The organism is Harryflintia acetispora (assembly GCA_004340125.1).
Taxonomy (GTDB): Bacteria; Bacillota; Clostridia; order Oscillospirales; family Ruminococcaceae; genus Harryflintia; species Harryflintia acetispora.
Genome location: SLUK01000007.1, coordinates 138,848 through 158,831, shown reverse-complemented (window position 1 = coordinate 158,831; position 19,984 = coordinate 138,848). Strand labels below are relative to the sequence as shown.

At 60.9% G+C, this 19,984-nt stretch carries 22 protein-coding genes and 1 other annotated feature; of the genes, 6 read left to right on the top strand and 16 right to left on the bottom strand.

All coding sequences use genetic code 11. The features are described 5' to 3' along the window. The 5 genes from EDD78_RS09265 to EDD78_RS09245 form a co-directional block, all read right to left on the bottom strand. Positions 1-1,089, bottom strand: coding sequence for a carbamoyl phosphate synthase small subunit (locus tag EDD78_RS09265; RefSeq protein WP_132084757.1), 1,089 nt, complete (start codon positions 1,087-1,089; stop codon positions 1-3). Between the two features lie 101 nt (positions 1,090-1,190). Then, positions 1,191-2,120, bottom strand: coding sequence for an orotidine-5'-phosphate decarboxylase (gene pyrF, locus EDD78_RS09260; protein ID WP_132084756.1), 930 nt, complete (start codon positions 2,118-2,120; stop codon positions 1,191-1,193). Between the two features lie 18 nt (positions 2,121-2,138). After that, positions 2,139-3,413 (bottom strand): dihydroorotase, encoded by a 1,275-nt coding sequence (locus EDD78_RS09255; RefSeq protein WP_132084755.1) that lies wholly within the window; start codon positions 3,411-3,413, stop codon positions 2,139-2,141. A 43-nt stretch (positions 3,414-3,456) separates the two neighbouring features. Continuing rightward, positions 3,457-3,999 carry a bifunctional pyr operon transcriptional regulator/uracil phosphoribosyltransferase PyrR gene (pyrR, locus tag EDD78_RS09250; RefSeq protein WP_132084754.1) on the bottom strand — a complete coding sequence of 181 codons (543 nt, stop codon included), beginning with the start codon at positions 3,997-3,999 and terminating at the stop codon, positions 3,457-3,459. Positions 4,000-4,282: 283 nt separating this feature from the next. Then, a complete protein-coding gene (locus EDD78_RS09245; protein WP_165873175.1) occupies positions 4,283-5,230 on the bottom strand; it encodes a DMT family transporter in 948 nt (315 codons plus the stop codon). A gap of 152 nt (positions 5,231-5,382) precedes the next feature. Between EDD78_RS09245 and EDD78_RS09240 the strand changes: the two genes are divergently transcribed. After that, a complete protein-coding gene (locus EDD78_RS09240; RefSeq protein WP_286170824.1) occupies positions 5,383-6,282 on the top strand; it encodes a LysR family transcriptional regulator in 900 nt (299 codons plus the stop codon). 189 nt (positions 6,283-6,471) lie between these two features. Here the strand turns inward: EDD78_RS09240 and EDD78_RS09235 are convergent, their stop codons facing one another. Further along, a complete protein-coding gene (locus tag EDD78_RS09235; RefSeq protein WP_079698485.1) occupies positions 6,472-7,593 on the bottom strand; it encodes an ABC transporter ATP-binding protein in 1,122 nt (373 codons plus the stop codon). Between the two features lie 201 nt (positions 7,594-7,794). Continuing rightward, positions 7,795-8,538, bottom strand: coding sequence for a pseudouridine synthase (locus tag EDD78_RS09230; protein WP_286170822.1), 744 nt, complete (start codon positions 8,536-8,538; stop codon positions 7,795-7,797). A gap of 271 nt (positions 8,539-8,809) precedes the next feature. Between EDD78_RS09230 and EDD78_RS09225 the strand changes: the two genes are divergently transcribed. Together EDD78_RS09225 and EDD78_RS09220 are read left to right on the top strand one after the other, a co-directional pair. Next, on the top strand, positions 8,810-10,120 hold the full coding sequence (locus EDD78_RS09225) for an immunoglobulin-like domain-containing protein (RefSeq protein ID WP_286170821.1): 1,311 nt from the start codon (positions 8,810-8,812) through the stop codon (positions 10,118-10,120). A 247-nt stretch (positions 10,121-10,367) separates the two neighbouring features. Then, positions 10,368-11,837: a hypothetical protein gene (locus tag EDD78_RS09220; RefSeq protein WP_132084750.1), complete on the top strand. Its 1,470-nt coding sequence runs from the start codon at positions 10,368-10,370 to the stop codon at positions 11,835-11,837. 60 nt (positions 11,838-11,897) lie between these two features. On the opposite strand, the gene rplL is transcribed toward EDD78_RS09220, so the two are convergent. The 9 genes from rplL to EDD78_RS09175 all read right to left on the bottom strand — a co-directional run bounded on the left by rplL (position 11,898) and on the right by EDD78_RS09175 (position 17,183). Continuing rightward, complete coding sequence (gene rplL, locus EDD78_RS09215; protein ID WP_079698482.1) at positions 11,898-12,281, bottom strand: 50S ribosomal protein L7/L12; 384 nt, start codon at positions 12,279-12,281, stop codon at positions 11,898-11,900. A 50-nt stretch (positions 12,282-12,331) separates the two neighbouring features. Next, on the bottom strand, positions 12,332-12,865 hold the full coding sequence (gene rplJ, locus EDD78_RS09210) for a 50S ribosomal protein L10 (protein WP_079698481.1): 534 nt from the start codon (positions 12,863-12,865) through the stop codon (positions 12,332-12,334). Positions 12,866-12,920: 55 nt separating this feature from the next. After that, positions 12,921-13,071 (bottom strand) — a sequence feature (ribosomal protein L10 leader region). A 34-nt stretch (positions 13,072-13,105) separates the two neighbouring features. Next, positions 13,106-13,801 (bottom strand): 50S ribosomal protein L1, encoded by a 696-nt coding sequence (gene rplA, locus EDD78_RS09205; protein ID WP_079698480.1) that lies wholly within the window; start codon positions 13,799-13,801, stop codon positions 13,106-13,108. A gap of 58 nt (positions 13,802-13,859) precedes the next feature. After that, entirely contained in the window at positions 13,860-14,285 is a 426-nt protein-coding gene (gene rplK / locus EDD78_RS09200; protein WP_079698479.1) for a 50S ribosomal protein L11, read from the bottom strand. Positions 14,286-14,465: 180 nt separating this feature from the next. Further along, positions 14,466-14,987, bottom strand: coding sequence for a transcription termination/antitermination protein NusG (gene nusG / locus EDD78_RS09195; RefSeq protein WP_079698478.1), 522 nt, complete (start codon positions 14,985-14,987; stop codon positions 14,466-14,468). A gap of 18 nt (positions 14,988-15,005) precedes the next feature. Continuing rightward, positions 15,006-15,230, bottom strand: a complete 225-nt coding sequence (gene secE / locus EDD78_RS09190) for a preprotein translocase subunit SecE (protein ID WP_079698477.1) — start codon at positions 15,228-15,230, stop codon at positions 15,006-15,008. Positions 15,231-15,244: 14 nt separating this feature from the next. Next, a complete protein-coding gene (gene rpmG, locus EDD78_RS09185; protein WP_079698476.1) occupies positions 15,245-15,394 on the bottom strand; it encodes a 50S ribosomal protein L33 in 150 nt (49 codons plus the stop codon). A 314-nt stretch (positions 15,395-15,708) separates the two neighbouring features. Continuing rightward, positions 15,709-16,947 carry a hypothetical protein gene (locus tag EDD78_RS09180; RefSeq protein WP_132084749.1) on the bottom strand — a complete coding sequence of 413 codons (1,239 nt, stop codon included), beginning with the start codon at positions 16,945-16,947 and terminating at the stop codon, positions 15,709-15,711. Continuing rightward, complete coding sequence (locus tag EDD78_RS09175) at positions 16,944-17,183, bottom strand: hypothetical protein (protein WP_132084748.1); 240 nt, start codon at positions 17,181-17,183, stop codon at positions 16,944-16,946. Before EDD78_RS09175 ends, EDD78_RS09180 begins: the two co-directional genes overlap by 4 nt. A gap of 378 nt (positions 17,184-17,561) precedes the next feature. Here EDD78_RS09175 and EDD78_RS09170 point away from each other — a divergent pair, with 378 nt between their 5' ends. From EDD78_RS09170 to EDD78_RS09160, 3 genes are read left to right on the top strand one after another with little or no spacing between them, the layout of a single operon-like run. After that, complete coding sequence (locus EDD78_RS09170; protein ID WP_079699982.1) at positions 17,562-18,635, top strand: D-alanine--D-alanine ligase family protein; 1,074 nt, start codon at positions 17,562-17,564, stop codon at positions 18,633-18,635. Between the two features lie 54 nt (positions 18,636-18,689). Beyond that, entirely contained in the window at positions 18,690-19,499 is an 810-nt protein-coding gene (gene murI / locus EDD78_RS09165; RefSeq protein WP_079699983.1) for a glutamate racemase, read from the top strand. A 58-nt stretch (positions 19,500-19,557) separates the two neighbouring features. Beyond that, positions 19,558-19,983, top strand: a complete 426-nt coding sequence (locus EDD78_RS09160) for a YwiB family protein (protein WP_165873174.1) — start codon at positions 19,558-19,560, stop codon at positions 19,981-19,983. Position 19,984: the final 1 nt, after the last annotated feature.

Below are 19,984 nucleotides of genomic sequence, written 5' to 3'. Positions count from 1 at the left end.
CTATTTCTCCTCCTTCTTCACCATCGTCCTATATGCGCGGAAGATATCCCCGGTGTTCATATGCCCCCGCTCATAGGCCGGGATGAACGCCACCGACATTGCGTTGGGATAGCGCACCCCTTCGCAGCTCCCGTCGCTGAGGTTGCGGTGGGATACCTCCCCCGCCCCCACGCTCTCCAGGATCAGGCCGTGGTTTTGGGAGGTGATCACCGTGCGCCCGCTGCGCAGGTCGGTCACCGGGATGTTCGCCCCGCGGTGGCCGTGGGTCAGTGCGCCCACCTTGCCGCCGAGCGCCGCCCCCAGCAGGACATGCCCGAGCCCCACCGCCAGGATGGGGAGCCCCAGCTTGTAGATTTCTTCCAGCTGCTTTGCGTACGCCCCTGGCTCCACCCCAAATTCCGGGCCGCTGGACAGCACGACCCCCTCCGCTTCGAGCCCGGCGAGCGCCTGGGCCTTGGTGCCGGCTGGGCAGACGGTCAGCGCAAACCCCGCCGCCCGGAGCGAATCGAGGAAGGAGCGCTTGCATCCGAGGTCGAGCACCGCCAGCCTCGGGCCGTCGTTTTCCGTCGCAATGCTTTCCATTTTGTCACAAGTGGTCTTTGTTATACCATCCGTAATATTTTCACCCTTGATTTTGGCGACCGCCGCCGCAAGGTCGGCCGGGCGCTCGGTGGTGAGAAGGCAGCGCTGCTCCCCGCCGTCGCGGATCGCGCGCACCAGCGCGCGGGTGTCGATCCCGCACATCCCGACAATCCCCTGCTCTTTCATGAAACCGCCGATGTCCCCGCTCATGCGGAAGTTCGAGGGCGCCTCGCACCACTCGCGCACCAGGAGCCCGTGCACCGTCGCGCCCGGCGACTCGAAGTCCTCGCCATTGACCCCATAGTTTCCGATGCAGGGAAACGCCTGCACCACGATCTGCCCCAGGCTGTCCGGGTCGGTGAGCATCTGCTGATAGCCGACGCAGGCGGTGTTAAACACCAGCCGGCCGATCTGCTCCCCCTTCGCCCCGAAGGAAACCCCTTCGATCACCCTTCCGTCCTCCAGCACCAGCCAGGCGGGCGACCTCTGTGCACCATACGCCACCATGATTCCTCCTTTATACCACTTGTTGCTTTTCTCTCCAAAGCGCTTCGGTTTCGTCCCCGCCGAAGGTCCATCCTTCGAGCGCCTACCTATTTATATATACTTTAGATGTGTATCGCTTTGTTCACCGCGGCGAGGTCCTCTTTCATGCGCAGCGCCTCGCGGCGCGCGGCGCCCGCGAAGTCGCGCTCGTCGCACCCTTCCTTCTTCCAGGCGGTGAGCACCGCGCGGGAGGAATTGACGACCGCTCCGAGGCCCCGTTCATCGAACGCGCCCGCGATTCCCGCGGCGCTTCCGCCCTGCGCGCCGTAGCCCGGCACCAGGAAGAAGGTGTGCGGCAGCCGCAGGCGCAGCTCCTGCAGCTGCTCGGGATAGGTGGCGCCCACCACCGCGCCCACCGCGCTGTAGCCGTATTTGCCCAGGTGCTCCCCGCCCCACGTCTCGCACAGGTCGCCCATCATCTGGTAGACCGTTCGCTCCCCGCAGAGCTTGTCCTGCACCTCTCCCGAGGAGGGGTTCGAGGTCTTGACCAGCACGAAGATCCCGCGGTCCCGCTCGTCGCACACCTCGAGCAGCGGCGCGATCCCGTCGGTGCCGAGATACCCGTTGACGGTCAGCGCATCGCCGCCGAAGGGCTCGGCCTGCTTCCCCGCTGCCCCGAAGGTGCCCAGATGGGCGCTCGCATAGGCCTTCATGGTGCTGCCGATGTCGTTGCGCTTGCCGTCGGTGATGACGAACATCCCCTTCCCTTTGGCATAGCGGATGGTCTCGCAGAGGGCGCGCACACCCTGCCAGCCCAGCGCCTCGTAGTAGGCCGCCTGGGGCTTGACCGCGGGGACAATGTCATAAATGGCGTCGATGATCCTTTTGTTGTACTCCAAAAATGCCGCGGCCGCACCCTCCATCGGGTCGTCGAATTCGGCCAGGAACGGCTCCTTAAGGAAGCCGGGGATGTAGTCGAGCGTCGGGTCCAGCCCCACCACGGCCGGGTTCTGGGTCCTCACGATGCCTTCGATCAAACGGTCCAGTGACATGTCTTCTCCTCCAAACTTTTATCTCTGTCTTTGATATACGATCCGTCCGCCACACACCGTCAGCACGCAGGGGCCAAAGAGGGCCGTCCCGGCAAACGGGGTGTTGCGCGCCTTGGAGCGAAACCGCTCCGGGTCCACCGTGACCTCCCGCTCAAGGTCGAAGACCGCCAGGTCGGCGTTTGCGCCGACCGCCAGCGTTCCGGCGGGCAATCCCAGCAGCCGCGCGGGCGAGAGGGACATCAGCTCGACGAGCCGCCGCAGCGGCAACAGTCCGGTTTTCACCAGGTTGGTGTATCCCAGCAGGAAGGAGGTTTCCAGCCCCACGATTCCGTTGGGAGCGCTCAGGAAATCCGCCTTCTCCGCCGGCGTGTGCGGGGCGTGGTCGGTCGCGATCGCCTCCAGCGTCCCATCGCGCAGCCCCTCGATGACAGCCAGCCGGTCGGCCTCCTCCCGCAGCGGGGGGTTCATGCGCCAGTTCGCGTCCCGGCGTAGCAGCTCGCGCTCGGTCAGGGTAAAGTAGTGCGGCCCCGTTTCCCCGCTGACCGGTACCCCCCGCGCCTTGGCGCGGCGCAGCAGCTCGACCGAGCCGCGCGTACTCACATGGGCGATGTGCACATGCCGCCCGGTGCGCTCGGCCACCGAGATTTCCCGCGCGGTAATGCTGTCCTCGCTCTCGCGGTCCATCCCCCGAACACCGAGCTGCTCGCTGACAGCCCCCTTGTTGATGATCCCGCCGTCGATGATTTTAAGGTCCTCACAGTGGCTGATGGTCAGCAGCCCCGCCTCTGCCGCCCGCTTGACCGCCCTCTCGAACATCCCTTCGTCTTCGACCGGACGGCCGTCGTCGCTGACCGCGACCGCGCCGGCCGCACGCAGGGACTTGTAGTCGCAGAGCTCCTCGCCGCGCAGGCCCTTGGTGATCGCCCCGCAGGGATAGACCCGGGCACTCCCCCACCGGGCGCGCTCCAGGATATAGGAGACGGTTTCGGCGCTGTCGATCGCCGGGGCGGTGTTGGGCATGCAGACGAGGGAGGTCACCCCGCCTGCGGCCGCGGCCGCGGTGCCGGTGATGATGTCCTCCTTGTGGGTCTGGCCGGGGTCGCGCAGATGGACGTGCATGTCCACCAGTCCCGGGGCCACCAGCTTGCCGCCCGCGTCATAGCAAAGGTCCGCCCGCTCGTCGCAGTGCTCCGAGAGGGCGGCGATCTTCCCGTCCTCAATGAGCAGGTCCATGCGCCCGTCGATCCCCTGTGCGGGGTCGAGCACCCGTCCGTTTTTAATCAGAAGCCTCATGTAAGACCATTCCTTTCCTGGGGATTTGCAGGGGATCATTCTTTTAATTCTTCTCTTCCTCGGCATAGATGGCGACGTAGTCCTCCCCGTCGCATTCGCGCAGCTTGACGCGCACCATCTCGGACTTGGAGGTGGGCAGGTTCTTCCCGATGAAGTCCGCCCGGATCGGCAGCTCGCGGTGGCCCCGGTCGATCAGGGCGGCGAGCTGGATGTTCTGCGGGCGCCCGCGGGCCATCAGCGCATCGATGGCCGCGCGCACCGTGCGCCCGGTGTGGATCACGTCGTCCACCAGCACCACCCGCCGCCCCTCGATGGGGAAGCCGATCTCGGTGGTGTCCTCGCCCGCCTCTCCGCGGCGGTCATCCCGGTAGGGGGTGATGTCCAAGAATCCCACCGGCACCTGTTCGCCCTCGACCTGCCCGATCTTCTGGGCCACCCGCTGCGCGAGGTAGATCCCCCGCGTACGTATCCCGACCAGGCAGAGCGCCTCGGTCCCCCGGTTGCGCTCGATGATCTCGTAGCCGATCCGCGCGACGGCCCGTGCCATCGCCTTTTCATCCATGATCCTGGTTTTTTCCAGGTGCATTTTCTTCTCCCCCGTTTTTGTATAACAAAGTATAACAAAAGCCGCCTTTCCCGCAATCGGAAAAGACAGCCCGCCATCCGGCCCCCAAATTCAGCAGTCGCCCGCCGCCTGGTGCCTTGCTTATATACTGCCTTGTCAGCCTCACGGGACCAACTTAAAGGAACAACATCTTTGTTTCAGCTTTTTACTAAGTATAGCGCAAAACCCCATCCAAGTAAAGAGGCAAATTGACCGTATCCACCGTTTTTTTCAGCCAATGTTTGCCCAGGGCTACAAAAGCGCGTTATATCCTGGTCACCTGCCAGATCCCGACAACGATCAGGAAGGACCCGGCAAACAGGGCGGCGCTCAACGGCTCGCCCAAGAACAGCACCCCGGCAAAGGTGGAGCAGACCGTGCTGATCGCCCCGAAGGTGGTCAGCTTGACGACCGGCATTTTACCTGTGGCATAATTGACCATGATCCCCGCCACGATGGAACAAAATACCCCGAGAACCAAAGCGGGCCCCAGCACCCTCGGCTGCAGCGCCAGATCAAAGTATTTGCCGAAGTCCCCGCCGACCGACCGGAAGGCCGACAGGGTGAAGACCACGCTCCCGGCCAGCAGCCCCATATAGGTGCGCTCGAAGGGCGAATAATCCCTGGACACCCTGCGGTTGAGCGTTTTCGATGCCGCCGAAATCAGGCAGGTGCAAAAGAGGAGCACCAGCCCGAGCGCGCTGGCGATCCCCATCGAGCTGCCGCAAACCGTGATGACGATCACGCCCGCAACCGGGAACAGGCAGAAGAGCACCTGCCGCCGCAGGGGGTATTCCTTGAGGAAAACGGCGGCCAGTACAATGGAAACCACCGGCGTCGCCGCCAGGATCACGCCGGCCAGGGTGGCGTTGGTATAGAGGATGCCATAGCTTTCAAAGAAGAAGTAAACCGGCTCCAGCAGCCCCAGGACGATCAGGGGCTTGAGATTCTTGCCCCTCAGCGAGACCCTCCCTTTTCCCAGGAGAATCAGCAGGTTCATGAAGAGGAAGGCCGTGACGAACCGGACCGAAAGGAGGATTTCCGGGCTGGCGGCCTGAAGCGCCATCCGGGTGAACAAAAAGCTGAAGCCCCAGAGCACATTGCCCGCACAGGCGGGGATGAACGGCGGCAGATTGCGCAGCTTTGACGCGGCAGGCCCAAAAGCGTTCCGGCCCACGGGCGCGGCTATGGCGGCCGTATCTACTTTTTCCATGGTAGTACCCCCATTCGGTTTCTCGCCAAGCGAAGCAAGCATAAGCTCCGCGGCTGTTTTTATTATAGGGGCTGTCCGCGGCCTTGTAAAATACCATGTTTTTGTATATAATATTGAATCAAATCAATATATGAAATGAGCGGGTGAAAACGATGACCAATGCGCAGATCGAGGCTTTTCTGGCCGTCTGTGAATACAAAAGCATCTCCCGGGCCGCCGAGCGGCTTTTTATCAGCCAATCCTCTCTGAGCACCAAGATGCGCACCCTTGAAAATGAAACCGGCTGCCTGCTCATCGAGCGCCGCAAGGGGGGCCGCACGGTCGCCCTGACCGAAGCCGGCGAAACCTTCTACCGGCTTTCGCTGCAATACCGGGAGATCACAAGGCAGATGCTCGCTCTGGGCAGGGCCAACCTGCCCGACAAGCTGCGCGTCGCCACCATCAACAGCCTCGGCACCTATCTGTTCCCAAGTGTCTACGAGCGGTTCCTGCAGAAATCGCCCGACACGGTGCTGGAGGTCCAGGAAATGGCTTCCAATACCGCCTGCCTCAATCTGGAAAACGGCCTGACCGATCTCGCCTTCACCCCGATCAGCTACTCCTCCCAAAGGGTGCTGTCCTTCCCCGTCTTTTCAGAGGCCATGGTTTTCGTCTGCTCCCAAGGCTCCGATTACCCAGAGGTGGTGGAGGCCGGGATGCTCGACGTAAAAAAAGAGGTTTATATCAACTGGTCCGATCCATTCCAGCTTTGGCATGAAACGGCCCTGGGCGATCCGCTGCATTCCCAGATCAAGCTGGAGATCATGGGCCAGCTTCAGTACTTTGTCATGAAGGGGCGCAACTGGGCCATCGTGCCCGCCAGCGTGGCGCACGGCCTTTGCCAAAACGGCGGGATCAAGCGCTGCCGCATGGCGTTCGCGGTACCCAACCGCATCGTGAATTGCTTCTATCTGTCCGACCGGGCCAAGGATGGGCTGACCGATTGCTTCAACGGCTGCCTGCGGGAAGTCCTGCTCGGTATGAATGACAGCGAAATCAAGCTTTACATATGACCGTAGAATGGGACCTTTCCGTAAGCACGCAAAGGGCGGAGCGCCAGACCCGGGGCCCTGAAGAAAAAAAGCGCGCCCTTCCCGGGCGCGTTTTTCGCTTCAACTGATCGCTATATTAAGGTTGCGTCATAATGGCACAAAAAGAGCGGGCCCACATGGGCCCGCTCTTGGAAGAAACTGATGGTTAAATCAGTTGCAGATGCACTTTTCGGTCTCTTTGTCGAAGAGGTGGAGCTTGTTGACATCGATCGCCATCTTGATGGTGTCGCCGGTCTTCGCAGTGGAGCGCGGATCGACACGGGCGGTCATGCTCACGCCAACGCAGGTCAGGTACAGGTAGGTCTCGGCACCCATCATCTCGGTGACCTCGACATCCGCGTCCACGATACCAGTGGTGGCGCTGGAGAGGAACATCTCCTCGTCATGCAGGTCTTCCGGACGAACGCCCAGAACAACGTCCTTGCCCACATAGTCGCGCAGACCCGGGGTGTTGGCCTTGCTCTCCGGCATAACGACGGTGTACTTCTTGTCGTTGCCGAACTCGACGACCATCTTGCCGCCCTCTTCCTTGAGCTTGGCGTCCACAAAGTTCATTTGCGGGGAGCCGATGAACCCGGCGACGAACATGTTGACCGGGGTGTTGTAGAGGTTCTCAGGAGAATCGACCTGCTGGATGAGACCGTCCTTCATGACGACGATCCGGTCGCCCATGGTCATAGCCTCGATCTGGTCGTGGGTAACGTAGATGAAGGTGGTGCCCAGGCGGATGTGCAGCTTGGTCAGCTCGGTACGCATCTGAGCACGGAGCTTCGCGTCCAGGTTGGACAGCGGCTCGTCGAGGAGGAAGACCTTCGGCTCACGCACGATAGCACGGCCCAGCGCAACACGCTGACGCTGACCACCGGAGAGCGCCTTCGGCTTTCTGTCGAGCAGGTGGGCGATGTCGAGGATTCTGGCAGCCTCTTCCACGCGGCGCTTGATCTCATCCTTCGGGGTCTTGCGCAGCTTCAGGCCGAACGCCATGTTCTCGAACACGGTCATATGCGGGTACAGCGCGTAGTTCTGGAACACCATCGCGATGTCTCTGTCCTTCGGGGCCACATCGTTGACCAGCTTGTCGCCGATGTACAGCTCGCCCTCGGAGATTTCCTCCAGACCGGCGATCATACGCAGGGTGGTGGACTTACCGCAGCCGGAAGGTCCGACCAGGATGACGAACTCCTTATCCGGAATCTCGAGGCAGAAGTCGGTTACGGCGGTGACGCCGCCTGCATATCTCTTATAAATGTGCTTTAACGAAAGACTTGCCATGTTACAATCTCCTCCTATTTGCTGGATGACCCCGAGGGGCCAAATTATGTACTTCACGTAAGTTTTAGCTTGTATCCATATCATAACAAAACGGCGCCAAATGTGCAATTTGCCGATTATCCAAACTTATATTTTGCCGTTCGGTCACTTTGACAACAAAAACAGCATTATCACCAAAAAGGCGAATGGAATTATCAGGTTTTATACATTTTTTAATGACTTTGGCTTGATAAAGCCATTTGAGGCGATCTTTTCCAGCTCCCCGGCGTCCAGCGGGCGGCACCCGCCGAGCGGAAGGGACCCGTCAAGCGGCAGCTCCCCGATGGCCTCCCTCTTTAAATAAACGACCTGCGCGCCGCAGGCGAGGAACATCCTTTTCACCTGGTGGTACATCCCCTCGTGGAGCACCACCCGGTACTCCCCATTTTGGGGTGAGAGGGCCTCCAGCTTTGCCGGACGGCAGAGGGCGCCGTCCTCCAGCGTCACCCCCGCGCCGAAGCGGGCGGCGGCATCCGCGCACAGCTCCCCTTCCACCCGCGCGAAGTAGGTCTTGGCGACATGGTTTTTCGGCGAGAGGATGCGATGCGCAAAGTCCCCGTCGTCGGTCAGCAGCAAAAAGCCCTCGGTGTCCTTGTCCAGCCTCCCCGCCGGAAAGAGGCTCTTGCGCCTCAGTTCGGGCGGCACCAGCTCGAGCACCGTCTTCTGTCTGGGGTCGTCGGTCGCGCTGACAAAGCCCGCGGGCTTGTTCATCATCAGATAGCTGTGCCCGCAGGCGATTGGGCGGCCGAGCAGGGCGATCTCCTGCCTGTCGGGGTCCACCTTCTGCTCGGGGCGCCGCGCCGCTTCGCCGTCGACCGTGATTTCACCGCGCAGAATCATCCTTTTGAGCTCGCTGCGGGTATAGGTCGTGCATTCGCTCAGTATCCGGTCCAAACGCTGCGGCAAGGCGCAATCCCCCCTTCCAGATTCTCCTGCGTCATTATAACACAATATCGAAAAATAAAAAGACCCATAGTATAAGAATCTACCGGTCTCTTTGTCCTTTTATTTGCGCAGGGGATTCGAGCGCGCTGCCGTTTATCCCCGCCATTTTTCTAATTATATCCTTTTTTGAAAAAATATGCAAGCCAAAGGCCCCTTTCTTCCCGCCTTCTCCCCTTCCAATGACCGATGGATTCTTATACTAACGGTCATTTAAAGGAGGATGGCAATTCAGATGAAACGCTTGGGCAGATGGTGCGGGCTTCTCTGCACAGCAGGGCTTATCATCGCACTCTCGTTCACGGCGCACGCGGCGCAGCCCGAGGCCTTCGCCGGACTTTTAGGGATCACGGTGCCGGTCACGCGCGGCGCGCAGGGAGTGCAAACCATAGAGGGCTTCCGCGTCTGGGCGGTCGGGGTCGGGGCGGGCTCGGCACAGGAAGGGCAGGTTTTCCAGGCGCAGGATACGCCGGCCGCGTCGGGAGACGCATTCCGGTATTTTATCCCCATCTCCTTCCCCGATGCTGTCCAGGAGTATGAAATCCATGTCGTCTCGAAACCGCCCGAGAGCCTGCAGGGGCTGCGCCGCGAGGCGGAAAAGACCGTCCGCTGGACCTTCTATCCCATATCCATCGAAGAATCCGTAACCCTCACCTTTGCCAAGGCTTTAAACCGCGCGACGATTGCGGCCGACAATCCGCAAAACATTCCCCTCTCATGGAGCAGCAGCGACCCGAACATCGCCACGGTGGACGCCAACGGGCAGCTTACGGGAACCGGAATCGGCTCCTGCACCGTCACCGCCGCGATCCCGGGCACCACCTTTTTTGACAGCTGCACGGTGCGCGTAAACCCGCTTTCCGAGGAGCAGATCCGCACCGGGTCGAGCGGCAGCCCGCACATCTGGGGAGAAGACCTGGGCGGGTATGAATGGTACGCGATGGACCGGGACGGCGCGGGCGTATACACCCTGCTCTGCACGGGCAACCTGTCCACCGCCCAGCTTTGGGACAACCGCGCGACGGAGGACGACAGCCGCAGCGTCGGCAAGAACGACTGGTCGGGCAGCCTGATCCAGGGGTATCTTGTCGGCCATCCGCTCAACCAGACCCTGCGAAACGACGCCCGGGTACTAAGCGCCGCAGACTGCCTCAAGCCGGTCGCACGGTATTACTACGGCTCCAACCTCTCCCCCAGCACGGGATACCTGTCGAGCGAGAAGCTGTTCCTGCCCGCGGTCTCGCAGCTGTGCGGCGCGACCAATCCTTCCGGATTGGGCAACCCTCTCATGCCGGATCTGACGGCGCGCAGCTGGGACGGCCTCGTCGATGGGCGGGGCGGGCCGCAGTGGGACTGGTTCTCCGCGCATAACCGGAAGAGTGCCCTCGCCGCCGTCTTTGGCGGGAGCAACTGCTCCTGGACCTCGTCCCCACAGCCGCAAAGCTCCAGAAGCGTCGTCTTTGTACGCACCGACGGGGACCTGCATGCCAACTACGGCGGCTGGTATTCCTACAACGTGCGTCCTGCCATCAAGCTGAAGCCCTAACCGTCTCTGGACAATTCCCGTGATATAAAATAAAAAGGCCGCAAGCAAGGGTTGCTTGCGGTCTGCTCTTCCTGCCAACGGCGCGCCGGGCGCGCCCATTTCGGTCTTTTCCTGCTTTATTTTACCATATCCTTGTAATATTTTCAAGTAACCGCCCGGTACTCCCCAAACGACCCGGGAATCCCTCCGCTCCTTTGACCGCAAGCAACCCTTTCTGTCGGTCAAAGGCTTTTAGGAGGGATTCCGGATGAAACCAAACCGTCTGTTCGTGCTCGCCGCGGCGGGCCTCTGCCTGCTCTCTGGCGCCGCCGCGCACGCGCAGGAGCCGCTCGCCGCTTCCTATGCGGCGGTGCAGGGGATCAAGATCGACTTCACCCCCTCCCCGCGCACCCCGCATTACCGGTTCGAGCTGCGGGAAAAGGGGGGCGAAACGCTGCTGTGTGCGAAAGAATTCGACTCCCTCCCCGGGCGGACCGACGTCTTCCTCCCCTTTGACGCCGCGCTGCCGGGGGCCCAATATACCCTGTCGGTGACCGCCCTGCCCCAGACGGAGAGGGCGGGGCTGGACGACGCCGCCACCAAGGTGCGGGACTTCTCCCTCCCCACCGTCTGCGGGCATACCCTGGCGCAGGGCGGCTTCCTCTATGGCGACGGGAGCGAGGGGAACCCCTATCTCGTCGCCTCCCCGGCCCAGCTGCAGCACATCTCCCACGCCGACCACCGGGGCAAGGGGCAGTATTTCAGGCAGACGCGGGACATCGACCTGCTCGATCCCGCCTTTTATCAAGACGGCGCGCCCTACGATGCGGACACCAGCCCCTCCAACGGCAACTGGCTGCCCATCGCCCCGGCCCACAACTGGAACAATACCTTTATCGGCCACTACGACGGGGGCGGGCACGCGGTGCGCAACATCTCCTACATCAACTCCCTGACCAGCAACCAGGACGCCGGGATTTTCGGCATCGTCAGCCGGAACAGCTCGATCCACGACCTGGGGGTGGAAAACTTCCACTTCGAGGGGCTCGGCGCCGGCGGCATCGTCGGCGCCGCCAGCGGCTGGACCACGGGGATGACCACCCGCTTCTACCGCTGCTATGCCCTGAATGGTTACGCCAAGGGCGCGAACGCCGGCGGGTGCTTCGGCTATCTGCACAGCGACACGGGAAACCTGCAAATCGAGGACTGCTACTGCGCCGGGTTCACGGGCGAGGTCGTCTACAGCAATGGGTATAACGACGCCGGCGGGATCGCCAGCGAAATTTCTTCCAACCACACGGGGCAAAATTGGGTGCGCGGCTGCTACGCTATCCCGCTCTCCCTGAGCACCAACAACACTTCTGCGCGCCACGGCCTGGGCGGGGTCGTCGGCACCGTCGTCCACCCCTCCTATGTCTCTTACCCCAGCTATGCCGATTTTGTGGACGTGCAGGGCAACTACTATCTCGCGGGCTCGGCGCCCTACGGGGTGGGCCATCCGGCCTCCGACAGCGGGGCCGCGCCCATTTCTTCAAGCAGCTTCGGCGAGCAGTCCACCTTCTCCGGCTGGGATTTCGAGGGCACCTGGACGATGGGCGCCGTCTCCTATACCGACGCCTCGGGCGCGGAGCGGACCATCGCCGCCCCGGTGCTGCGCGCCTTCCAGGGCGGCCGGGACTATGCCGCCGCGCAGGGCGCACGGATGCGCGCCGCCCTCACGCTGGGGTTCTCCGAATAGAGGGAATAACAAAAACACCCGCGCCGGTTGGCGCGGGTGTTTTTATCTGTGATAAGAAACTTATTTGACTTCGACTTCGGCGCCGGCATCTTTGAGCTTCTTCTCAATCTCGTCGGCATCGGCCTTGGAGACGCCCTCTTTGATCGGCTTCGGAGCGCCGTCGACCAGCTCCTTGGCCTCCTTGAGGCCCAGACCGGTGATCTCCTTGACGACCTTGATGACGTTCATCTTGCTCTCGCCAGCGGACTTGAGCACAACGTCGAACTCGCTCTTCTCTTCACCAGCCGGGGCAGCGCCGCCAGCAGCCGGAGCAGCGGCAACGGCAACCGGAGCAGCGGCGGAAACGCCGAACTCCTCCTCGAGGGCCTTGACGAGCTCGGAGAGCTCCAGAACAGTAAGGGACTTAACATCTTCGATCAGCTTTAAAACTTTCTCAGAAGCCATGGTAATTTACCTCCATAAATTTCATTTTAATGTTGTTTGGATGCGGGGCTTTAGGCGCCCTGCTTTTCGGCGATGGCGTTAAGCGCCACCACCAGCCCGCGGATGTTGCCGTTAAGCACATTGACAAATCCGGTGATCGGCGCGTTGAAGCCCGCGAGGGCCTTGGCAACGAGCTCTTCCCGGCTGGGCAGCTTGGCAAGGCTCTGCACTTCGTCAGCGTCGAGGACTCCGCCATCGACGTAGCCCGCCTTGACGTTAAAGACGGTCTTGGACTTCTCCGCATACTTGCAGATGATCTTGGCGGCGGCGACCGGGTCGCTCTCGCTGATCGCGACGGCGGTGGTCCCTTCGAGCACCTTGGTCAGGTCCTCGAGGCCCGCATCCTTCGCAGCGAAGCGGACCATCGAGTTCTTGTAGACGGCGTAGTGCACGCCCGCCTGACGCAGCTCGCGGCGCAGCGCGGTGTCGTCGGCCACGTTGATCCCTTTGTAGTCCACCAGGACGCCGGCCACGGAGCCTTTCATCTTTTCGGTGAGGGCTGCGACCGCTTCCTTCTTGCTTTGCAGTATCTTTTCACTCGGCAATTTCTGTTCACCTCCCGAACGATTGGTTCGATTTTTCATGCTTGCAAATGCGCAAATGTTCATGAAAAAAGCTCTTTCCGCATACCGCGAAAAGAGCTTTGAAGACAAAACATCTTACATAAAAGCGTCTTTCCTCGGCGGGCAGGGAGTGCTCCCTTTACGGCAAAACTGCCGCCAGCTGTCTGCGGAATCTGACAACTATATTAGTATAACCGCTTCCACGGTGCTTGTCAAGCCTTTTTACACCCCGAAGCGGGACGGGTTGATCCGCACGCCGGGACCCATGGTGGTGGCCAGGACGCAGCTCTTGATGTACTGGCCCTTGGCCGCGGCCGGCTTCGCCTTGACGATGGCGCCCATCAGGGTGTCGAAGTTCTCCTGCAGCTTCTCGGTGCCGAAGGAGGCCTTGCCGATCGGGCAGTGGATGATGTTGGTCTTGTCCAGGCGGTACTCGATCTTACCGGCCTTCGCCTCGGTGACCGCCTTGGCGACGTCCGGGGTGACGGTGCCGGCCTTCGGGTTCGGCATGAGGCCGCGGGGTCCGAGGATTTTACCGAGGCGCCCGACGATCCCCATCATGTCCGGGGTCGCGATCACCACGTCGAAATCCATGAAGCCCTCGCCCTGGATCTTCTGCATGAGGTCCTCGGCGCCGACGATCTCCGCACCCGCATCCTCGGCGGCCTTGGCGTTGTCGCCCTTGGCGAAGACGCAGACGCGCACCTTCTTGCCGGTGCCGTTGGGCAGCACGACCGCGCCGCGCACCTGCTGGTCGGCGTGGCGGCTGTCGACGCCCAGGCGCACATGCAGCTCGACGGTCTCGTCGAACTTGGCCTTGGCGCACTTGGCGCACAGCTCGATGGCTTCCTTTACATCATACAGGTTCCCGCGCTCAATGGTCTTGGCGCTGTCCTGATACTTTTTACCGTGTTTCATACTGAAAATCTCCTCCTATAGAGTGGTATATACGGAATTTTCCTCCCACCCGGGGAGCCTAGTCTTCTACTTCAACGCCCATGGAACGCGCGGTACCGCAGATCATGCTGGTCGCGGTCTCGACGTTCGCGGCGTTCAGGTCGGGCATCTTCTGCTCGGCGATCTTGCGGGCCTGCTCGCGGGTGATCTTGGCGACCTTCGTCTTGTTCGGGGCACCGGAGGCCTTGTCGATCCCGGCGGCCTTCTTGATGAGCACCGCGGCGGGCGGAGTCTTGGTGACGAAGCTGAAGGAGCGGTCCGCGTAAACGGTGATGACGACCGGGATGATCATCCCCGCGTCGTTCTTGGTACGCTCATTGAATTCCTTGGTGAACGCCATGATGTTGACGCCATGCTGTCCGAGAGCAGGACCAACAGGGGGCGCCGGAGTAGCCTTTCCGGCCGGGATCTGCAGCTTGATAAAGCCGACAACTTTCTGAGCCATTGTTTGCACCTCCAAAATATTGTGGTAATTGGCGGAGGCCGCTTGGCCTCCTCCCACTTCTAAGACCCGTGGCGCACGGGCTCACAGCGCCATACGGGTCCGGCGGTGTTAGTTCACCACGGGCGAAAACCATCGTTTCCCCGTTTATCCGGCAGTGTGACCGGATAGTCCTACAAAGGGTTAATCCAGCGCGGCGACCTGACCGAGCTCCAGCTCGACCGGTGTCTCGCGGCCGAACATCGAAACCGTGACCTTGAGCGTGCCGCGGTCGGTGTCGATCTCGTCCACCACGCCGATGAAGCCGTCGAGGTATCCGTCGATAATGCGCACGGAATCGCCCACCCCGTAGTTGACCTCGATCTCCTTGCGGTCCACGCCCAGGGCGTTTACCTCTTCCTCGGTCAGCGGCACGGGCTTCGAACCGGGGCCGACGAAACCGGTCACGCCCCGGATATTGCGGACAACGTACCAGCTGTCGTCGGTCATGATCATCTTGACCAGCACATAGCCGGGAAAGAGCTTGCGTTCCACTTCACGCGTCTTGTTGTCCTTGACCTCCTTGACCATCTCGGTGGGTACCATGACCTCCGGGATCAGGTCGTGGAGCTTGCGGTTCTCCACCGCCTTTTCAATGTCGGTGGCAACCTTGTTTTCATACCCCGAATAGGTATGCACGACATACCATCTTGCAGCTTCAGCCATTTAGCAATCCTCCATCCTTTAAGCGGCGCGCAGGAACAGGTCCACAGCCACTTTCAGGAGCGCATCGAACCCGCCGATGAACGCCGCCGAAATGACGACCACGACGATGACGATACCGGTGTTGTTCAGGATCTGCTTTTTGGTAGGCCATACGACTTTTTTGATCTCACCCAGCATGTCCCGGAAGGACTTCTGCATGCGTTTGAAAAAGCCGGGCTTTTTCGCCTTTTTTTCTTCCGCCATACCTCAAACCACCTTTACTTCGTTTCTTTATGAACGGTATGCTTGCGGCAGAAGCGGCAATACTTGTTCATTTCCAGCCTGTCCGGATCATTCTTCTTGTTCTTGTTGGTCTGGTAATTGCGCTGCTTGCACTCAGTGCAGGCGAGAACCACCTTGACTCTCATAAATCGGCACCTCCTGATTGTAACGAAATCGTGTCCCGCCCAGCGCGGGGCACCTCGATTGATTGCCTCCCTCGACCAAAGGATTATCCTTTGCCAGGTCAAGTGCGCGGCAAGTGGACCGCGCCCAAGAACGGCTCCCAAAAAAGAGGGTGTTACGCCCGTTTTTTGGGCATAAAAAAATAACCCTTTTTAGAGGTGATATTATATTACCACAAGCCCCCGCCCAAAGTCAAGGGCTTCCCGACGGTTTGTCCAGAGTTTTCACCGTTTTTGTGAAAAATATGCCGCGGCCGGGTATCCGGCCGCGGCGTTTTTCAGGAATCCTTCGGATTGTCGAACACGCGAAGCACCGGACGCCCCGCCCCCGCATCCATCCGCCAGACGTTCGCAAAGTCCCAGCCAGAGAAATTTGCAGCATTGGAAAAAGAGGCGAGCGGAAGGCCGGTCGATCCGGCAACATTGCCCTTATAGGTGGCGGTGGTGGCACCGCAGGAGATGTTGGTGGGAAAATAGCAATTGACCATCTCCCCGTAATTCCATTTCCCGGCCAAAATTCCTTTCATCGGGCCGGTCAGCCTGGTAGGAATGGCGTAACAGCGGCGGATGGCATTTTCAGCCTGGTTGCCATCGAAGTTTCCGGCAATTCCTCCCGGCCCCTCGCCCTGGCAGGTGTAGCTGCCGCCGACTTCATAACAATCCTCGATAATGGCGGTTAAGTCGTCCCCCAGAATGCCTCCAGCGCCCCCCTGCGCGCTGACGGTGCAGTTTTTGGCGTAGCAGCACTGTATGACGACGTTCTGCCCGCTGCCAACCAGGGCGCCGGCAAAGGCACTCGTGGTGGTGATGTTTGCATTTTCGACCCCCAAGTTCATCAACGTGCCGACAAATGAAGCAAACAGCCCTCCCGAACCACTGTAGGAACCCTTGAGGTTTCGCACCACATGCCCGCCCCCATCATAGGTCCCGATAAAGGCAAAATTTTGCCAGGCGTTTCCTGCCAGGTCGATATCGACGGTCTGAAGGAAAGTGCTTCCGTCGCGCGCATGGGCCGAGACATGCGCGAGCTGCTGCTGCGAGCCGACGTAGAAGGGATCCGCCGCACTCCCGCTCCCCCGGTAGAACGCGCCCGCAGTCCCTGAAGCGCACCCGCAGGTCGGCTTGGTGGTGAAGGAGAATTCCCGCACCGCCGCCGTGTCCGTCCCGAGCCGGCCCGGCAGCGGGCGCGCTTCAATTTTCAGGGTGTAGCTCTGCGGCCCGGTGATGTCATAGGCCAGCGGCAGGTAAACATCCCCCTGCGCCGCCGTCATCTCCACCTTCGCGCTGACCGCCGGGGTCCCGGCGGCGCTGCCGCCCTCGTAGAGCGAGAAGGTGTAGTCGGTGGTGCGCGGCGAGCGGGTGAAGGGAATGGTCACCCCGTAGTCCGCTTGGTAGTTATCCTGCACCGTCACGGTGATCCCGCTCTGCGCCGCCCCGGCGCTGGCGGTGAGCAGGAACATGCCTGCTGTGAGCGAAGCGGTCAGCAGCCGGCGCAGGCGCACTGCCCGGCTCATCATTCCGCCCCCTCCCGCACGCAGGTGGTGATCTCCCCGATCACGAACCCGTCGAGCGGGAGCTGCTCGCTCTCGGGCAGCTCGAAATCGTACCGCTCGAGCAGCTCATACTCCTGCGCGGTGATGATCCCCTGCCCAAGCAGGGAGGCGTAATACTCCCGTGGGTTTTCCTGCGAGGAAAACCCGCAGAAAGTAAGTATCGCCAGAGCGGGCAGGAACGCGGTTAGGAATTTTTTCATTTGACTTCCCCCTTAAGAATAAAAGACCAGTAGATAAGGCAGCTTGCGGTCTTTCGCTCCGGGGGTGGGGGCGGGAAAGGGAAGATTTCACTTGAAATCCGTACCAGAACAGGATATAATTAGGATAAACAGGGAGGAAACCGGCGGAAAGCTCGATCCTCCTTCCAAAAAAACACAAAAAGACGACCGTTAGCTGCCTTAGCTAACGGTCTTTCTTTTGTTTCCCATCACCAGTTTTCACGCCGTTTGAGGTGTAAATTTTGCGTTGTAAATCGCATATGGATGTGCTAAACTAAATATACTTATGACTAACAGGCTCTATTGACAACATCAGGCGCCCCGTGCGCCGCTTGAATAGGAAGGATCTGATTCCGCAACATGGAAAAACTGAGTCTCTGCGTTCTGTTCGGCGGATGTTCGAGCGAATATGAAGTCTCGCTGATGTCGGTAACGTCGATTTTAAACAACCTGGACCGGGAAAAATACGACATTTATATGGTAGGCATCACCCGTGACGGGCGCTGGCTGCTCTACGAGGGCGAGATTTCCAACATCCGGCCCGACCGCTGGAACGATAGGCGGTACGTCACCCCCGCCATCCTCTCGCCCGACCGGGCCGACCACGGCCTGCTGGTCCTGCGCGAGGGCGGGGTCCAGCGTATCCGCCTGGATGTGATCTTCCCGGTGCTGCACGGCAAGAACGGCGAGGACGGCACGGTGCAGGGGCTCTTTGAGCTTTGCGGCGTGCCCTACGTCGGGTGCGGCGTGCTCGCCAGCGCAGTCTGCATGGACAAGGACGTCGCCTACAGCGTACTCACCCAGCGCGGAATCCCCAGCGCGCGCAGCATCTGCGTGCGGGAGGAGGAGCTCACCCACCCCGAAATGGTCGCCCGCAAGCTCCGGGAGGCCGCCCTTTCCTACCCGGTCTTTGTCAAGCCCGCCAACGCGGGCTCCTCGGTGGGGATCAGCAAGGTGCACGGCGAGGGCGAACTGCTCCCCGCCTTGCAGCTCGCGCTGCGCGAGGATGGGCGGGGCAAGGCCATCGTCCAGGAATTCCTCGATGGGATCGAGGTCGAGTGCGCCGTCCTGGGGAACGGCGACCCCGTCGCCTCGGCCGACGTCGGGGAGATCGAGCCGCTGCGCGAGCTCTACGACTACGAGGGCAAATACTGCGACGACACCACCGCGCTGCACATCCCGGCCCGCCTGCCGCCTGCTAAGGCGCAGGAGGTGCGGGAAATCGCGGTGCGCGCCTTCCGGGCCATGAACTGCCAGGGGCTGGCGCGGGTGGACTTCTTTGTGCTGCACAAGGATGGCCGGGTGGTGCTCAACGAGCTCAACACCCTGCCGGGCTTTACCGATATCAGCATGTATCCCAAGCTCTTCTGCCACGGCGGGATGGGCTACGGCGAGCTGCTGGACCGGCTGATCGAACTTGCGCTCGGACGCTGAGAAGCGGAAAACTTCCCGGCGTTCCCGCCTTCCTCATGAAAGGAGGCCTTTTCCATGGATAACCGCCCGATCGGCGTCTTCGACTCCGGCGTGGGGGGGCTGACCGCCTATAAAGAGCTGGAAGCCCTGCTGCCGAACGAGGACATTATCTACTTCGGGGATACCGGCCGGCTGCCCTACGGCAGCAAGAGCCGGGAGACCATCATCGACTACGCCCAGCAGGACATTAAATTCCTGCTTTCCCACGACGTAAAGTTTATCCTCGCCGCCTGCGGCACCGTCAGCTCGACCCTGCCGCAGAAGGTCGCTGACGCGCTGCCCGTCCAGTATTCGGGGGTGGTCGGCCCGGCGGTACAGACCGCCTGCGCGCTGACGCTCTGTGGGCGGATCGGGGTGATCGGCACCAATTTGACGATCCGCACCAACGCCTACGGCAAGGCGATCCGGGCCATTAAGGCGGACGCCCATGTCTTCGGCAACGCCTGCCCCCTCTTCGTGCCGCTGGTGGAAAACGGCCAGTTTTCCCCCAAGGACCCCATCGTGCGCCTGGTCGCCGAGACCTATCTGCAGCCGCTGCGGCGCGAGGGGATCGACACCCTGATTCTCGGGTGCACCCACTACCCGCTGCTCTACGATGTGATCAACGAGGTGCTCGACTACCAGGTGACCCTGATCGACCCCGGCCGCGAGGCCGCAAAGTCGGTGCAGAGCTTCCTGACGGTGAACGGGCTGCTTAGCGAACGGCAGCAGGAGGGCAGGCGGGAATTCTATGTGACCGACAGCGCCGAGGATTTTTGCTCGGTGGCGAAAATATTTTTACAGCAGGATGTTTCAGGGAGCGTCAAAAAAATCTCCCTGTCCTGATAGGGGAAGGTTGGAAGGAAGAAACTTTCAAACGCCCGGGAAAGGAACTATCATAAACATGAAAAAAGACGTGCTGATCTCCATCAAGGGGGTCCAGCGGGTGGAGGGCCAGGAAGAGGTCATCGAGCTGATGACGGTCGGAAACCTGTATAAAAAGAAGGACAGCTACTACCTCTCCTACGAGGAGACCGAGGCCACCGGCTTTGGTGGCAGCAAGACCACCCTCAGGCTGGAGCAGGACGGCCGGGTGACCATGCTGCGCTCGGGGGCCTACCGTTCCCACCTGATCGTGGAGAAGGGGCGGCGGCACCAATGCGTGTATGACACCGGCTACGGCGAGATGATGATCGGGGTGCTGGGCAACCAGATTTCCTCCACCCTCACCGACAAGGGCGGGAATATCCAGTTTAAGTACTCGCTGGACATCAACACCTCGCTCGCCAGCGAAAATGAAGTGTATATCGACGTCAAGGAATGTAAATAGC

Excerpts from the sequence above, each read along its gene's own strand:
- EDD78_RS09265 (WP_132084757.1), bottom strand. The coding sequence starts at position 1,089 with ATGGTGGCGTATGGTGCACAGAGGTCGCCCGCCTGGCTGGTGCTGGAG.
- pyrF (WP_132084756.1), bottom strand. The coding sequence starts at position 2,120 with ATGTCACTGGACCGTTTGATCGAAGGCATCGTGAGGACCCAGAACCCG.
- EDD78_RS09255 (WP_132084755.1), bottom strand. The coding sequence starts at position 3,413 with ATGAGGCTTCTGATTAAAAACGGACGGGTGCTCGACCCCGCACAGGGG.
- pyrR (WP_132084754.1), bottom strand. The coding sequence starts at position 3,999 with ATGCACCTGGAAAAAACCAGGATCATGGATGAAAAGGCGATGGCACGG.
- EDD78_RS09245 (WP_165873175.1), bottom strand. The coding sequence starts at position 5,230 with ATGGAAAAAGTAGATACGGCCGCCATAGCCGCGCCCGTGGGCCGGAAC.
- EDD78_RS09240 (WP_286170824.1), top strand. The coding sequence starts at position 5,383 with ATGACCAATGCGCAGATCGAGGCTTTTCTGGCCGTCTGTGAATACAAA.
- EDD78_RS09235 (WP_079698485.1), bottom strand. The coding sequence starts at position 7,593 with ATGGCAAGTCTTTCGTTAAAGCACATTTATAAGAGATATGCAGGCGGC.
- EDD78_RS09225 (WP_286170821.1), top strand. The coding sequence starts at position 8,810 with ATGAAACGCTTGGGCAGATGGTGCGGGCTTCTCTGCACAGCAGGGCTT.
- EDD78_RS09220 (WP_132084750.1), top strand. The coding sequence starts at position 10,368 with ATGAAACCAAACCGTCTGTTCGTGCTCGCCGCGGCGGGCCTCTGCCTG.
- rplL (WP_079698482.1), bottom strand. The coding sequence starts at position 12,281 with ATGGCTTCTGAGAAAGTTTTAAAGCTGATCGAAGATGTTAAGTCCCTT.
- rplA (WP_079698480.1), bottom strand. The coding sequence starts at position 13,801 with ATGAAACACGGTAAAAAGTATCAGGACAGCGCCAAGACCATTGAGCGC.
- rplK (WP_079698479.1), bottom strand. The coding sequence starts at position 14,285 with ATGGCTCAGAAAGTTGTCGGCTTTATCAAGCTGCAGATCCCGGCCGGA.
- nusG (WP_079698478.1), bottom strand. The coding sequence starts at position 14,987 with ATGGCTGAAGCTGCAAGATGGTATGTCGTGCATACCTATTCGGGGTAT.
- secE (WP_079698477.1), bottom strand. The coding sequence starts at position 15,230 with ATGGCGGAAGAAAAAAAGGCGAAAAAGCCCGGCTTTTTCAAACGCATG.
- rpmG (WP_079698476.1), bottom strand. The coding sequence starts at position 15,394 with ATGAGAGTCAAGGTGGTTCTCGCCTGCACTGAGTGCAAGCAGCGCAAT.
- EDD78_RS09180 (WP_132084749.1), bottom strand. The coding sequence starts at position 16,947 with ATGATGAGCCGGGCAGTGCGCCTGCGCCGGCTGCTGACCGCTTCGCTC.
- EDD78_RS09175 (WP_132084748.1), bottom strand. The coding sequence starts at position 17,183 with ATGAAAAAATTCCTAACCGCGTTCCTGCCCGCTCTGGCGATACTTACT.
- EDD78_RS09170 (WP_079699982.1), top strand. The coding sequence starts at position 17,562 with ATGGAAAAACTGAGTCTCTGCGTTCTGTTCGGCGGATGTTCGAGCGAA.
- murI (WP_079699983.1), top strand. The coding sequence starts at position 18,690 with ATGGATAACCGCCCGATCGGCGTCTTCGACTCCGGCGTGGGGGGGCTG.
- EDD78_RS09160 (WP_165873174.1), top strand. The coding sequence starts at position 19,558 with ATGAAAAAAGACGTGCTGATCTCCATCAAGGGGGTCCAGCGGGTGGAG.